Annotated in this window: 14 protein-coding genes; 4 read left to right on the forward strand and 10 right to left on the reverse strand. The window is 64.3% G+C overall.

Annotated features, from left to right (window positions below; all coding sequences use genetic code 11):
• Window positions 1–84: 84 nt before the first annotated feature.
• From K8374_RS02610 to leuS, 5 genes are all read right to left on the reverse strand, one after another.
• A complete protein-coding gene (locus tag K8374_RS02610) occupies window positions 85–1,401 on the reverse strand; it encodes a lytic murein transglycosylase (protein WP_196146208.1) in 1,317 nt (438 codons plus the stop codon).
• Window positions 1,402–1,461: 60 nt separating this feature from the next.
• A complete protein-coding gene (arfA, locus tag K8374_RS02620) occupies window positions 1,462–1,626 on the reverse strand; it encodes an alternative ribosome rescue factor ArfA (RefSeq protein WP_084855545.1) in 165 nt (54 codons plus the stop codon).
• A gap of 258 nt (window positions 1,627–1,884) precedes the next feature.
• Window positions 1,885–2,922, reverse strand: coding sequence for a DNA polymerase III subunit delta (gene holA / locus K8374_RS02625; protein ID WP_224457817.1), 1,038 nt, complete (start codon window positions 2,920–2,922; stop codon window positions 1,885–1,887).
• Between the two features lie 40 nt (window positions 2,923–2,962).
• A complete protein-coding gene (gene lptE, locus K8374_RS02630) occupies window positions 2,963–3,568 on the reverse strand; it encodes an LPS assembly lipoprotein LptE (RefSeq protein WP_224457818.1) in 606 nt (201 codons plus the stop codon).
• Between the two features lie 61 nt (window positions 3,569–3,629).
• Window positions 3,630–6,236 carry a leucine--tRNA ligase gene (leuS, locus tag K8374_RS02635; RefSeq protein WP_224457819.1) on the reverse strand — a complete coding sequence of 869 codons (2,607 nt, stop codon included), beginning with the start codon at window positions 6,234–6,236 and terminating at the stop codon, window positions 3,630–3,632.
• Between the two features lie 230 nt (window positions 6,237–6,466).
• Here leuS and K8374_RS02640 point away from each other — a divergent pair, with 230 nt between their 5' ends.
• From K8374_RS02640 to K8374_RS26280, 4 genes are all read left to right on the forward strand, one after another.
• Complete coding sequence (locus K8374_RS02640) at window positions 6,467–6,778, forward strand: hypothetical protein (RefSeq protein WP_084855541.1); 312 nt, start codon at window positions 6,467–6,469, stop codon at window positions 6,776–6,778.
• Window positions 6,779–6,910: 132 nt separating this feature from the next.
• Entirely contained in the window at window positions 6,911–7,672 is a 762-nt protein-coding gene (locus K8374_RS02645) for a YdcF family protein (protein WP_224457820.1), read from the forward strand.
• 252 nt (window positions 7,673–7,924) lie between these two features.
• Window positions 7,925–8,422, forward strand: coding sequence for an IS110 family transposase (locus K8374_RS26275; protein WP_318010858.1), 498 nt, complete (start codon window positions 7,925–7,927; stop codon window positions 8,420–8,422).
• Window positions 8,419–8,853 carry a transposase gene (locus tag K8374_RS26280; RefSeq protein WP_318010859.1) on the forward strand — a complete coding sequence of 145 codons (435 nt, stop codon included), beginning with the start codon at window positions 8,419–8,421 and terminating at the stop codon, window positions 8,851–8,853. The genes K8374_RS26275 and K8374_RS26280 overlap by 4 nt, the downstream gene beginning before the upstream one ends.
• Window positions 8,854–9,016: 163 nt before the next feature.
• Here the strand turns inward: K8374_RS26280 and lnt are convergent, their stop codons facing one another.
• The 5 genes from lnt to miaB form a co-directional block, all read right to left on the reverse strand.
• Complete coding sequence (gene lnt / locus K8374_RS02655; RefSeq protein WP_224457821.1) at window positions 9,017–10,534, reverse strand: apolipoprotein N-acyltransferase; 1,518 nt, start codon at window positions 10,532–10,534, stop codon at window positions 9,017–9,019.
• A gap of 8 nt (window positions 10,535–10,542) precedes the next feature.
• On the reverse strand, window positions 10,543–11,382 hold the full coding sequence (locus K8374_RS02660; RefSeq protein ID WP_224457822.1) for an HlyC/CorC family transporter: 840 nt from the start codon (window positions 11,380–11,382) through the stop codon (window positions 10,543–10,545).
• A 5-nt stretch (window positions 11,383–11,387) separates the two neighbouring features.
• A complete protein-coding gene (gene ybeY / locus K8374_RS02665; RefSeq protein ID WP_224457823.1) occupies window positions 11,388–11,873 on the reverse strand; it encodes an rRNA maturation RNase YbeY in 486 nt (161 codons plus the stop codon).
• A complete protein-coding gene (locus tag K8374_RS02670) occupies window positions 11,866–12,864 on the reverse strand; it encodes a PhoH family protein (protein WP_084855536.1) in 999 nt (332 codons plus the stop codon). The genes ybeY and K8374_RS02670 overlap by 8 nt, the downstream gene beginning before the upstream one ends.
• Before the next feature lie 189 nt (window positions 12,865–13,053).
• Window positions 13,054–14,382 (reverse strand): tRNA (N6-isopentenyl adenosine(37)-C2)-methylthiotransferase MiaB, encoded by a 1,329-nt coding sequence (gene miaB / locus K8374_RS02675; RefSeq protein WP_224457824.1) that lies wholly within the window; start codon window positions 14,380–14,382, stop codon window positions 13,054–13,056.
• Window positions 14,383–14,494: the final 112 nt, after the last annotated feature.

Genomic DNA, 14,494 nt, shown 5'->3' on the forward strand with positions numbered 1-14,494 from the left:
AGCCCTTTCGCGGTACAAGGCCGCTCCAACAGAGCCCTGAGCGGCCTTGTGCCGCGAAAGGGCCGCGAAGCGGCCCCCGGGGCATCACTGCCGACGCAGGCTGTCGAGCAGCTTGTGCGTCGGATACCCATCGGCCGGCCACCCCAGCCCTTGCTGAGCATTGCGAATGGCCTTGCGGGTATTGGCGCCGATGATGCCGTCGGCATTGCCTGCCTCGTGGCCGCGGGCATTGAGCAGGTCTTGCAGCTCGATGCGCTCGCTGCGGCTTAGCGGCAGGTCGTCCTTGGGCCAGCCGCCAGCGATGAAGCCCCAGCCGGAGAAACGATCCCCCAGCAGGCTGACCGCCAGGGCGTAGGACGACGAATTGTTGTACTTCAGGATCGCCCGGAAGTTGTCCAGCACCAGGAACGCCGGGCCGCGTGCGCCCGCAGGTAGGAGCAGGGCGGCCGAGAGCTGGTTGCTGCCCGCAGGCAGTTGGGTACCGGTCGGCAGCGTCACGCCCAGCTGCAGCCATTCGCTGACGGTCTTGCGCTGGGCCCCATCGGCCAACCAGTAGTCGAAACCTGCAGGCACCTGTACCTCGAAGCCCCAGGGTTGGCCCTTCTGCCAGCCCGAGCTCTGCAGGTAGTGGGCGGTGGAGGCCAGGGCATCAGCAGTGCTGTTCCAGATGTCGCGGCGACCGTCGCCGTCGAAGTCCACGGCGTGGGTGTTGTAAGTGGTGGGGATGAACTGAGTCTGGCCCATGGCTCCGGCCCAGGAGCCGCGCATGGCCTCGGGCTGGATGTCGCCGTTCTGCAGGATCTGCAGGGCGGCGATCAGCTGGTCCTGGGCGAAGGTCGGGCGACGGCCTTCATAGGCCAGGGTGGCCAGGGAACGAATCACCGACTTGCTGCCCTGGAACTGGCCGAAATTGCTTTCCATGCCCCAGACCGACACCAGGACCTGGCGATCCACACCATAGCGTTGCTCGATTTGCGACAGCAGCTCGGCGTGTTGTGCCAGCAGCTTCTTGCCGTTGCGCACGCGCAGTGGCGACAGGGCGCCGTCGAGGTACTCCCATACCGGGCGGGCGAATTCAGGTTGGCTGCGGTCGGCCTTGATCACGTCCATGTCGGGCGTGACGCCGAGGAACGCGCGGTCGAACGTGCTAGGGCTGATGCCGGCCTGCAGGGCCTGTTGACGGAAGCCCGCCTGCCATTGGGCGAAGGTCTGCAGGGGCTGGATTTCGCTGCTGGTATCCGGTGTGGTGCCTGGCAGTGTCACGTTTGCAGTGGGCTGGGCAGGTGCCAGCGGCAGGGCGTCGGCGGCGGTGGGTTTCTCCGCGCAAGCAACGAGCAGGATGAAGCTGGAGGCTGCGATCAGCTGGCGTGGGTGCCAGCGCAGGGACAGACGAAAGGGCATGCACAGATCCAGAATTGCGGTTCAGGTGCCGACCATATCATGACTGGGGCCTTCCTGCCTTCATGCGGCCAAAAAGCAAGAAGCCTCCCAATCTCTCGATTGGAAGGCTTCGCGGCGGTAGCTGCCTTTGCCCTTGCTCGGTCGTTCCTGGCGGCAGCGGAACAGTGGCTGGGCGACGATGGACTTGGCCTTGTTAGGGCCGTGCTTTTTCGGCTTCTTGCTCATGGCGATTACCCCGGTTGGGTGGATGTCGGGGCGCACTGTAAGGCTGGGGTGGGGCAGGGGCCAATTGATTGTGTTTATGGAAACACGATCGATGGGCTGCTCCCCCTGTAGGAGCGGGCTTGCCCCGCGATCGGCTGCGTAGCGGCCGTAAAACCAGCCACCCCCGATATACCAGGTAGGCCGAAGTTCTTCCTGATTGCGGCTGCTACGCAGCCGATCGCGGGGCAAGCCCGCTCCTACAGGGGGCAGTGAGCAACCTTATTCGGGTGGCAAGGCCAGACGCTGGCCCGCCATCAGCAGCGACAAGCGCGCCAGGCTGGTCCAGGGCGACCCTTCGGCCTGGCCCTTGATCTGCGCATCGATGCGCTGGGCATCCTGGAGCAGCTGGGCCCAACGCTGCGCGGAAAGCCGCTGCAAGGCTTTGCTGACCAAGGGCCGGCGCTTGTCCCACACCGGCGGCCGTGCCTGGCTGAAGGCCTTGTCCAGCGGCACGCCCTGGCTGAACTGTTGGGCGAGCCCTGCCAGCAGGCGCAGCTCCCGGGCCAGGGCCCAGAGGATCACCGGCGGCTCGACCCCCTCGCCACGCAGGCCTTCGAGCATGCGCAGGGCGTGGCCGGCCTCACCGTTGAGGATTGCATCGACCAGGCCGAAGACGTCGAAGCGTGCGCTGTCGGCGACGGCCGCCTGGACGGTTTCGACCGTGATCTGGTTGCTTTCGGCCAGCAGCTTGAGCTTCTCGATTTCCTGGGCGGCGGCCAGCAGGTTGCCCTCGACCCGCGCAGCGATCAGGTCGACCGCATCGCGCTGTGCGGACAGCCCGGCCTGGGCCAGGCGCTGGTTGATCCACTGCGGCAGTTGCTGGGCGTCCACCGGCCAGATCTGGATGAACTGGCAGTGCTGGCCTTCAATCAGCGCCTTGCCCCATTTGGTCTTCTGCGCACTGCCGTCGAGCTTGGGCAGGCTGATCAGCAGCAAGGTGTCCTCGGCGGGGTTGGCGCAATACTCCATGAGCGCGGCGGCGCCTTTGTCGCCCGGCTTGCCGGATGGCAAGCGCAGTTCCAGCAGGCGGCGTTGGGCGAACAATGACAGGCTGGCACCGGCCTGGAGCAGGGTGCCCCAGTCGAAGTTGGCGTCGGCACTGAACACCTGGCGTTCGTCGAAGCCTTGCTGGCGTGCGGCGCTGCGAATGGCGTCGGCCGCTTCCTGGCACAGCAGCGGGTCATCGCCGCTGACCACGTAAACGGGAGCCAGGGCACCTTGCAGGTGTTTGTTGAGTTGGGCGGGGGCGAGCTTCATGGGGTATGGGGGCACCCTGAGGTGCCCCTTCGGCCTCGTGTCAGTTGGCCGGTACTTCCATCGGGGACTGCTGCGGCGTTTCGTCCTGCTGGCGACGGGCCGCCTCCAGGGCGTCGGCTTCGGCCTTGGCGCGGGCCTCGGCTTCACGTTGCAGTTCGTCCAGGTGGGACGGGGTCAGCATCTGCAGGCGCACCATCATGGCCTGGACCAGGTCGCGGCGCATTTCTTCACGGGCCTGGTTGGCTTCCTGATCGGAGCCGGTGATGTTGTCACCGTCATGTACGTAGATCTTGCGGACCTCGACCTTGTCGCTGAGCAGCGGAATGTCGTTCAGCCCCAGCATGCTGTAGCTGAGCACGGTGGTGAGTTCGTATTCGACCGAGCGGTTGCCGCCGCTGTAGGTGGCCGCGCGCTGGGTCTGCTTCTCGTCGGTCAGCACCAGGCGATAGGGCGCGCCGGCGTGGACGTTGACGCCGTTGCGGTCCAGGGTCTCGCGCAGTTCGGTCACGGTCTCGCCGTAGGCGTTGCGTGCGCGCAGGTCCATTTCCTTGATGGTCAGCTCGGTGGTGCCGGTGCCGCGCAGCTGGAAACCACAGGCGCTGAGCACGACGGCCAGGCCCATTACCAGCAGATTGCGTTTGATCATGTTGTAGCTCCCTTGTGGGCCTGTTCCGCCCACCCGCGCCGTGTGCGGGTGGGCGTTGCCATCAGTTGGCGACGATGTTGACCAGCTTGCCCGGCACGACGATGACCTTGCGGATGGTCAGGCCATCGATGAAGCGCAGGACGTTTTCGTTGCTGCGAGCGGCGGCTTCGATCTCTTCACGGCTGGCGCCGGCGGGCATTTCAACCTGGCCGCGCAGCTTGCCGTTGACCTGGACCACCAGGGTGATGCTGTCCTGCACCAGGGCGCTTTCGTCGACGCTCGGCCAGGTGGCATCGATCACCGCCTGGTCGTGGCCCAGGTGCTGCCACAGCGCATGGCTGATGTGCGGGGTGATCGGGGCCAGCAACAGGGTCACGGCCTCCAGGCCTTCCTGCAGCAGGGCACGGTCCTGTTCGGTGGCTTGCGGGGCTTTTTCCAGCACGTTCATCACGGTCATCACCTGGGCGATGGCGGTGTTGAACTTGTGGAACTGGCCCACGTCGGTGCTGGCCTGCTTGATCGCGGCATGGATGGCGCGGCGGATGGTCTTCTGCGCGTCGTCCAGCGAAGCGACATCCAGCTTGCCCGGCAGGCCTTGGGCAACATGGGACTGGGCCAGGCGCCAGACACGGCGCAGGAAGCGGCTGGCACCCTCGACGCCGGAGTCGGACCATTCCAGGCTCATGTCGGGCGGCGAGGCGAACATCATGAACAGGCGGCAGGTGTCGGCGCCGTAGGCGTCGATCATGGCCTGCGGGTCGACGCCGTTGTTCTTGGACTTGGACATCTTCTCGGTGCCACCGATTTCCACCGGCAGGCCGTCGGTCTTCAGGCGGGCGCCGATGATCTTGGCCTTGGCGTCACGCTCGACCTCGACGTCGGCTGGGTTGAACCAGTCCTTGCCGCCGTTGCTGGCGGTGCGGTAGTAGGTCTCGGCGACGACCATGCCCTGGGTGAGCAGGTTCTTGAACGGCTCGTTGGAGGTGACCAGACCCTCGTCGCGCATCAGCTTGTGGAAGAAGCGCGCGTACAGCAGGTGCAGGATGGCGTGCTCGATACCGCCGATGTACTGGTCCACCGGCAGCCAGTGGTTGGCCGCCTTCGGGTCGACCATGCCGCCTTCGTAGTTCGGCGAAGCGTAGCGGGCGAAGTACCAGGACGACTCGACGAAGGTGTCCATGGTGTCGGTTTCACGCTTGGCCGCAGCGCCGCATTTCGGGCAGGTGCATTCGTAGAATTCGGGCATGCGCGCCAGGGGCGAGCCGGCGCCGTCCGGCACCACATCCTCGGGCAATTTGACCGGCAGCTGGTCTTCCGGCACCGGCACGTCGCCGCAGGACGGGCAGTGGATGATCGGGATCGGGCAACCCCAGTAGCGCTGGCGGCTGATGCCCCAGTCGCGCAGGCGGAACTGGGTGCGCGACTTGCCCAGTTCCTTGCGGATCAGGGCGGCTTCGATGGCATCGAAGGCGCCCTGGAAGTCCAGGCCGTCGAATTCGCCGGAGTTGATCAGCTGGCCATGCTCGCCGTAGGCGGCCTGCCACTCGCTGCCGACCTCGTCGCCAGCGCTGGTGCGTACCACTGCCTTGACCGGCAGGTTGTACTTGTGGGCGAACTCGAAGTCGCGCTCGTCATGGGCCGGGACTGCCATCACGGCGCCATCGCCGTAGTGCATCAACACGTAGTTGGCGACCCAGACCGGCAGCTTCTCGCCGGTCAGCGGGTGCTGCACGAACAGGGAAGTGGGCATGCCCTTCTTCTCCTGGGTGGCCATGTCGGCCTCGGCGACGCTGCCGCTCTTGCATTCGTCGATGAACGCCTGCAGCGCCGGGTTGCCCTGGGCAGCCTGGGTGGCCAGCGGATGCTCGGCGGCGACCGCGACGTAGGTCGCACCCATCAGGGTGTCCGGGCGGGTGGTGAAGACCTTCAGGGCGCCTTCGTGGCCGATGCTCGCCTGGTCGTAGGGGAACTGCACTTCCATGCCGCGCGACTTGCCGATCCAGTTGCGCTGCATGGTCTTGACCTGCTCAGGCCAGCCCGGCAGCTCGTCGAGGCTTTCCAGCAGCTCGTCGGCGTAGTCGGTGATGCGGAAGTAGTACATCGGGATTTCGCGCTTCTCGATCAGCGCGCCCGAACGCCAGCCACGGCCATCGATGACCTGCTCGTTGGCCAGGACGGTCTGGTCGACCGGGTCCCAGTTGACGGTGCCGTTCTTGCGGTAGATGACACCCTTCTCGAACAGGCGGGTGAACAGCCATTGCTCCCAGCGGTAGTAGTCCGGCTTGCAGGTGGTGACTTCACGGGACCAGTCGATGGCCAGGCCCAGGCTCTTGAGCTGGGACTTCATGTAGTCGATGTTTTCGTAGGTCCACTTGGCCGGGGCGACGTTGTTCTTCATCGCGGCGTTTTCCGCCGGCATGCCGAAGGCATCCCAACCCATCGGCTGGAGCACGTTCTTGCCTTGCATGCGCTGGTAGCGGGCGATCACGTCGCCGATGGTGTAGTTGCGCACGTGACCCATGTGTAGCTTGCCGCTCGGGTACGGGAACATCGACAGGCAGTAGTAGGTGTCCTTGCCTGGCTGTTCGGTGACAGCGAACGATTGTTGCTCGTCCCAGAAGGTCTGGGCGGCGGCTTCTATTTCACGGGGCGTGTATTGTTCGTGCATGGCTACTTTGTGCTGAGAGAGGTAGGGACCCTGTTTTCCGCAGCGGAACCTCGCTGCGTCCGGCACTCCGGTGTCGGTAGAGTGAACGCCGTAGCATACATGAGCGTCGCGTATCGTGGGAAACCCTGAATGCGGCCCACGGGCCGTTGGTCGCGGCATCCGGCTGCTTTTTGCAGTGACGCTAAGCTCATTTGTGGGGGAGATATTCTTATCTTCAATGAGGTGAACGGATGGGAGAGTCGCAGCTACCCGCAATCAAACCGGAGCTATACGAACGCTTGATCGACCGCCTGGGCCTGGCTCTGGAAGTGGCCAGGACCTCCGTACGATTACGCGACGAGATGCCAGCCGAACTGGAACTGCGTGGCCTGAGCCATGCCGAGTTCGAAGTGATCAAGGCCTACCTGGAAACCCTCCCGGAAGGTCGCTTTGCCAGTACCGGTGCCTACCCGCCACCGGAGCCGACTTCGGCGAAGATCGTCTGGCTCAAGGACAAGAAACGCCCTGCCATCACGGCAAGATCCCGGACGCTGCCCCGCTAGCCGTTCTGGGTTCCAGGCGCAGACCGTCGTGCGCCGGTTCTTTCTTACAACTGCTCATGATCGGCGTCGGACACACACTTGTTGCCCGGCGTCGATCCTCTTAGGCTGCACGCCTTCATGGGAGGTCTGTGCATGCCGCTTCGCTACTTCATCAAACAATGGTTGCTGCCGCCTGGCGTGCTGTTCCTGCTGCTGCTGGCCGCCTGGTGGCTGCGCACGCGACGCCCGCGGCTGGCGGCGGCCTGCTTCGCCCTGGGCCTGGGCGGCCTATGGCTGATGAGCCTGCCGCTGGTGGTGGAGCAGGCTGCCCGGCAACTGGAAACCGAAGCGCCGCTGCCGCCGGCGCAATGGCCGGCCCTGGCCGAGCGTGCCGATGCCATCGTCGTGCTGGGCGCTGGCCGTGAGCGCGGCGACCCGGCTTGGGGCGGGCAGGACCAGCCGACTGGCACGGCCTTGGAGCGCATGCGCTATGCCGCGCAGCTGGCCAAGGCCTCGGGGTTGCCGCTGGCGATCAGTGGCGGGCTGCACTACGGGACGCCGCCGAGCGAGGCGCAATTGATGGCTGACCGATTGCAGGCGGACTTCGGCGTTGCCGTGCGCTGGAAGGAGGAGGCCAGCCGCACCACCTGGGAGAATGCCCAGTTCAGTGCGCGGCTGCTGCAGCCCCAGGGTATTCGCCGGGTGGTGCTGGTGACCCAGGCCTGGCACATGACGCGTGCGCGGTGGAGCTTCGAGCGGGCGGGGTTCGAGGTGGTGACGGCACCGGTGGGGTTCCTCGGTGGCGACCATGCCCAGCCGTTCGCCGGGTTGCTGCCCGATAGCCGGGCGGTTTGGCGCAGTGGGCAGTTGCTCAACGAGGCGGTGGGGTTGGTGGGGTATCGGTTGTTTTATTGATGCTTTCTGCTGCTGGACCGGCCTCATCGCGGGACGAGCCCGCTTGTGTCTTCGCAAGAGGTAAGGTGTTAGGTGAGAGGGGTGGACGGCAAGCTGCTAGCTCGCGGTGCCATGAGCACGGGTAGGAGCCGAGCTGCCGTCCACTCTTCTCGCTCTGGCTCAAGCTCGAACAGTTGACTGAGTCCGACCTCGAACAACAAGCGTGAGCCAGGCCAGAGCGACCTCTCATCTTCAAGACTAGAGGCTTTACTCATGTCTGCCTATGCCGGAATCGATGTTTCCAAAAATACCTTGCAAGTGGCCCTGTATCCCGAGGCCTCCGAGCTTTGCGTGACCAATGATGCTGCAGGGCTCGAAGTTATCGCCCAACATTTCAAAGCCCATGCGGTCGAGCGTGTGCTGGTCGAAGCTACCGGCGGTTACGAAAAGCTGTCGATCCGGTTGCTGGCCAAGGCCGGTTTGAAAGTGCAGCGAATCAATCCTGCCCGGGCACGTCAATTCGCCCTAGCCATGGGCAAGCGAGCCAAGACTGACCCTATCGATGCACGGATGCTAGCCTTATTTGCCTCCGCCTTGGAGGACAAGCATTTCGTTGTACCTGACGAGGCTCGCGAGCACCTGACCGAACTGGTCAATCAGCGCGATAGCTGGTCCAGCAACGCGATGACAATCGTCGCCGCATCAAGCAGGCCTCGCTGCCTGTTGTGCTGGAGCACTATAAAACGCTCGAATCGACATTACGCGTCTTGATCAAGGCATGCGATGAACAGATCGCTGAGCAGAGTCGCCGTGTCGATGCAGACCTATTCGAACGCTTGAGCGAGATCAAGGGTGTGGGCAACGTCACCATTGCCAGTCTGTTCTGCTATCTGCCGGAACTGGGTGATCTGAACCGTGCGCAAGTAGCTGCCCTGGCGGGTGTGGCGCCCTACAACAACGACAGTGGGACCAAAAACGGAAAGCGCCATGTCTACGGCGGCCGGGCGAAACTGCGTCGTGCGGCCTACATGTGCACCTTGGTGATGGCACGCGTGAATCCAGATTTTAAAGCGCGATGGGCCCGGCTGCGCGCGAGCGGTAAGCCAGCAAAAGTAGCGCTGGTGGCATGCATGCGCGTGCTGCTGGTGAGGCTCAATGCCATGGTGCGTGATGGAACGCCATGGCGTGATCAGCCTGTCTGAAGGCACATCGGGTAGGCAGACTGGTGTCTGCCTACCGCTGATACGTGCATTGGTCGGGTGGAAGTGAAAGACAGTTGGCTCCTACAGGTACGCACAAACCTCAAGGGCTGTGGAGATCCTGTGGGAGCGGGCTTGTCCCGCGATGAGGCCGGGGCAGGAAAACTTAGACTGTCCTGGCGACACGCCCCGCCATCAGCGCCCAGCCCAGCAACAGGGCACAGACGATAGCCAGCGGCCACGAGCGCCATTGCAGGTAGGGGGTCAGCTGTTGCATCGGCACCACTTCCCCATAGAGGACCGCCTGCTGGAATTGCGGAATCTGCGCGGTGATCCTGCCGAACGGGTCGATCAGCGCGGTCACGCCGTTGTTGGTGGCGCGGATCATCCAGCGGCCTGCTTCCAGGGCACGCATCTGGGCCATCTGCAGGTGTTGCAGCGGGCCGATCGAGGTGCCGAACCAGGTGTCGTTGCTGATGGTCAGCAATAGGTCGCTGCGTGCGGCCAAGCCCGCGGCGAACTCCGGGTACACCACTTCGTAGCAGATGAATGGCGCAACCTGGTAGCCCTTGGCCTGCAGCAGCGGCTGGTCCGACGGGCCACGGGCGAAGTCCGACATGGGCAGGTTGAAGAACTCGATCAGCCCACGGAGCATGTCCTGCAGCGGCACGTATTCGCCGAACGGCACCAGTTTCTGCTTGAGGTAGGTGCCATCGCCTTCGCCGGTCACGGTGATGCCGTTGTAGTAGCGGCGTTGGTGGTGCACCACTTCACGTACCGGCACGCCGGTGATCAGCGCCGAATGGCGGTCGGCGGCAAAGCGCCCCATCACATCGATGTAGCCCTGGGCCTGGTCCTTGAGCACCGGCACGGCGGTTTCCGGCCACACCAGCAGGTCCACGGGCTTGGAGGTGAAACTCATGTCGCGGTACAGCGTCAGTTGTGCGTCGATGTGCGCAGGGTCCCATTTCAGGTCCTGTTCGACGTTGCCCTGCAGGGCCGCGACCTTCAGCGGGTCGCCAGAAGGTTTGGTCCAGGCGTGGCCCTTCAGGGCCATGCCGATCCCCCAAGGCGCCACGAGCAGTACCAGGCCCGCCGCCAGGAACGATGGGCGGGCACGGAGGCGATGCAGGTTGCACAGCAGCGCCGCGCTCAATGCCAGGACAAAGGAAACCAGCCATACGCCCCCAAGTGGTGCCAGGCCTGCGAGTGGGCCGTCGAGCTGGCTGTAGCCAGCGTACAACCAGGGAAAACCGGTCAGGAACCAGCCGCGGAAGGCCTCTTGCAGCAGCCACAGGGCCGCGAAGCACAGGGCGTCGGCCAGCGGCGCCTCGTTGCGCCGCAGCCAGCGGGCCCACAGCCAGGCGGGCAGGGCGAAGAACCAGGCGAGGGCGGCGAAAAACGCCAGCAGCAAGGCGATAGCCAGCAGCGGCGAGGCGCCGCCGTAGGTGTTCATGCTGACGTAGATCCACCAGGTGCCAGCACCGTACAGGCCGAAACCGAACCACCAGCCGCGCCACATGGCCTGGCGTGGGCTGAGCTCACGCAGGCCGAGGTAGAGCATAGCGATCGACAGCAGCGCCAGCGGCCAGATGTCGAACGGCGCCAGGGCCAGGAGGGTCGATGCGCCAGCCGCCAGGGCCAGCAGGTTACCGGGCCAGCCGGGGCGGGTGATCCAACGCATGTTTGTCCTTAACGGGTGATCGGGGTCAGGCGCAGCAAGTGTATCCGCCGGCTGTCGGCATTGAGAATACGGAACTTGTAGGTGCCGATCTCGGTGGTCTCGTTGCGCTTGGGCAGGTGGCCGAAGGCACTCATCACCAGGCCGCCGACGGTGTCGAATTCGTCGTCGGAGAACTCGCAGTCGAAGAACTCGTTGAAGTTCTCGATCGGTGTCAGGGCCTTGATCAGGAAGTCACCGCTGGGCAGTGGCTTGATGTAGCTGTCTTCCTCGACATCGTGTTCGTCCTCGATGTCGCCGACGATTTGCTCCAGCACGTCCTCGATGGTCACCAGGCCGGCCACGCCGCCGTATTCATCGATGACCACGGCCATGTGGTTGTGGTTGGCGCGGAACTCGCGCAGCAGCACGTTCAGGCGCTTGGACTCCGGCACGAAGGTGGCGGGGCGCAGCAGGTCCTTGATGTTGAAGCTGTCACCGTTCTCCTTGAGGATCAACGGCAGCAGGTCCTTGGCCAGGAGGATCCCGAGCACATCGTCATGGCTCTCGCCGATCACCGGGTAGCGCGAGTGCGCGGCGTCGATCACCGCCGGCAGGAATTCGCGTGGCGACTGGCTGGCCTTGATGCTGATCATCTGCGAGCGCGGCACCATGATGTCGCGCACCTGCAGGTCGGCGACCTGGATGGCGCCTTCGACGATGGTCAGCGCTTCGCTGTCTAGCAGCTTGTTCTGATGGGCTTCGCGCAGCAGCTCGAGGAGCTCCTGGCGGTTTTTCGGCTCATGGACAAAAGCCTGGGTCAGTTTACCCAGCCAGGACTTCTGCCCATTGCTCGATCGGTCTTCGCTCATGGCGGTTACTCGTGATCCTTTGTCGCGGGAGGCGTGATTTCGTCATCGGCGTACGGGTCGGGATGACCCAGTTCCGCCAGCAAGGTTCGTTCCAGGGCTTCCATTTCCTCGGCTTCGTCATCTTCGATGTGGTCGTAGCCGAGCAGGTGCAGGCAGCCGTGGATGACTAGGTGCGCCCAGTGCGCCTCGAGGGCCTTGCCCTGTTCGGCAGCTTCGCGCTCGACCACCGGCACGCAGATGACCAGGTCGCCCAGCAGCGGGATATCGAGCAGCTCGTCGGGGACATCGGCCGGGAACGACAGCACGTTGGTCGCGTAGTCCTTGTGCCGGTAGGTGTGGTTGAGCGCGCGGCCTTCGGCCTCGTCGACCAGGCGAATGGTCATTTCCGAGTCGGCACTGCGCTGGCGCAGGGCCAGCTCGCACCAGCGGCGGAAGGCGGCGTCATCAGGGGCAGCGGCATCCGTGGCCCGTTGCAGGTCGAGTTCAAGCATCTTGGGCGGGTGCCTCGGGCTTGGCCTGGCGGGCGTCGAAGCGGTCGTAGGCTTCGACGATGCGTTGCACCAAGGGGTGGCGAACCACGTCCTTGGGCTGGAAGTGGGTGAAGCTGATGCCCGGCACGTCCTTGAGCACCTCAATCACATGGGCCAGGCCCGACTTGGTGCCACGTGGCAGGTCGACCTGGGTGATGTCGCCGGTGATCACCGCGGTCGAGCCGAAGCCGATGCGGGTGAGGAACATCTTCATCTGCTCGAGGGTGGTGTTCTGGCTTTCGTCGAGGATGATGAAGCTGTTGTTCAGGGTGCGGCCGCGCATGTAGGCCAGCGGAGCGATCTCGATCACCTGGCGTTCGATCAGCTTGGCCACATGTTCGAAGCCGAGCATCTCGTAGAGGGCGTCGTACAGCGGGCGCAGGTACGGGTCGATCTTCTGGGCCAGGTCGCCAGGCAGGAAGCCGAGCTTCTCGCCCGCCTCGACGGCCGGGCGTACCAGCAGGATGCGGCGCACCTGCTCGCGCTCCAGGGCATCCACGGCGCAGGCCACGGCCAGGTACGTCTTGCCGGTACCGGCGGGGCCGATGCCGAAGTTGATGTCGTTGGCCAGGATTTCCTTCACGTAGCGCTGCTGGTTGACACCGCGCGGGCGGATGTTGCCCTTGCGCGTACGCAGCGAGACGCTGACTTCATTGACGGCCGGGTTGTCGAGGGTCTCGACGGTCGACTCCTGCAGGTACAGGTGGACGGTTTCCGGTGACAGCTCGGAGGCCTTGGCTTCGCGATAGAGGCGGCGCAGCAACTGTTCGGCAGCCGAGGTGGTCTTGGGCTCGCCGATCAGTTCGAACTGATTGCCACGGTTGCGGATTTCGATGGCCAGGCGCTGTTCGATCAGGCGCAGGTGCTCGTCGAACTGGCCGCACAGGTTGGCGAAGCGGTGGGCCTCGAAGGGCTCGAGGATGAAGCGATGGGGTTGTATGGGTGCGTTCAAGGTCGTTTTTAGCCGCTCGACGGCAATGGATGTGAACTCAAGAATAACCCTTGAAGGGCGGTGGCGAAAGCACTGAAACGATCAAGGGACAGGTATCTGGTGCCGCATTCGCGGGTAAACCCGCTCCCACGAGGTTAACCGCCATTCGGTGGGAGCGGGTTCATCCGCGAAAAGGCCAGTCACCGATCATCATTGAACCAACGAGCCGACCAACGAATGCGGCTTGGCCTCTTCGATCCGTACATCCACCAACTGGCCGATCAACGCAGGATTGTCGCAGTGGAAGTTGACGATTCGATTATTCTCGGTACGCCCCTGCAGTTTGCCCGGGTCGCGCTTGGAGAAGTCGGTGACCAGGATGCGCTGGATGCTGCCGACCATGCGTCGGCTGATCTCGAACCCCTGCTGGTCGATGCGGTGCTGCAGCCGTTGCAGGCGCTGTTTCTTCACCTCTTCGGGGGTGTCGTCCGCCAGCTCCGCCGCCGGGGTGCCCGGGCGGGCGCTGTAGACGAACGAGAAGGAGAAGTCGAAGCCGACCTCCGCCACCAGCTTCATGGTCTGCTCGAAGTCTTTTTCGGTCTCGCCGGGGAAGCCGACGATGAAGTCCGAACTGATGCAGATGTCCGGTACCGCGGCCTTGAGCTTGCGCAGCTTGGACTTGTATTCAAGGATCGTGTGGTTGCGCTTCATGGCCGCCAGCACGCGGTCGGAGCCGGCCTGCACCGGCAGGTGCAGGTGCTTGACCAACTGCGGAACCTCGGCATGGGCCTGGATCAGGCTGTCGGAGAACTCCAGCGGGTGCGAGGTGGTGTAGCGGATCCGCTCGATACCGTCCACCGCTGCCACGACGCGGATCAGTTCGGCCAGGTCGGCCAGGCGCCCGTCGTGGGTCAGGCCGCGGTAGCCGTTGACGTTCTGGCCCAGCAGTGTGATCTCACGCACGCCGTTCTCGGCCAGGTGGATCACCTCCGCCAGGACGTCATCGAACGGCCGGCTGACTTCGGTACCGCGGGTGTAGGGCACCACGCAGAAGGTGCAGTACTTGCTGCAGCCCTCCATGACCGAGACGAACGCGGTCGGCCCGTCGATGCGGGGCTCGGGGAGGTGGTCGAACTTCTCGATCTCCGGGAACGACACGTCGACCTGCGGCAGGCGGGTGCTACGGGCGGCGTCGATCATCTCGGGCAGGCGGTGCAGGGTCTGCGGGCCGAACACCACGTCGACATAGGGCGCACGCTTGCGCAGCGCCTCGCCTTCCTGGCTGGCGACGCAGCCGCCGACGGCGATGACCATGTCCGGGTTGCGGTCCTTCAGGGCGCGCCAGCGACCGAGCTTGGAGTACACCTGGTCCTGGGCCTTTTCGCGGATCGAGCAGGTGTTGAGCAGGATGACGTCGGCATCATCGGGATGCTCGGTCACCTCCAGGGCCTGGTATTCGCCCAGCAGGTCGACCATGCGCGAGCTGTCATACTCGTTCATCTGGCAACCGTGGGTTTCAATGTAGAGCTTCTTGGCCATGGCGAATCATCTGCTGCGGGTGCTGAAAGGGCCGCACATTATAGAGACCGGGGCGGGTGCTTAACAGGCCAGGCGGTCTGCTATGATGCCGGCCTTTTCCTATCTTTATGTC

The organism is Pseudomonas sp. p1(2021b), assembly GCF_020151015.1.
Lineage (GTDB): Bacteria > Pseudomonadota > Gammaproteobacteria > Pseudomonadales > Pseudomonadaceae > Aquipseudomonas > Aquipseudomonas putida_K.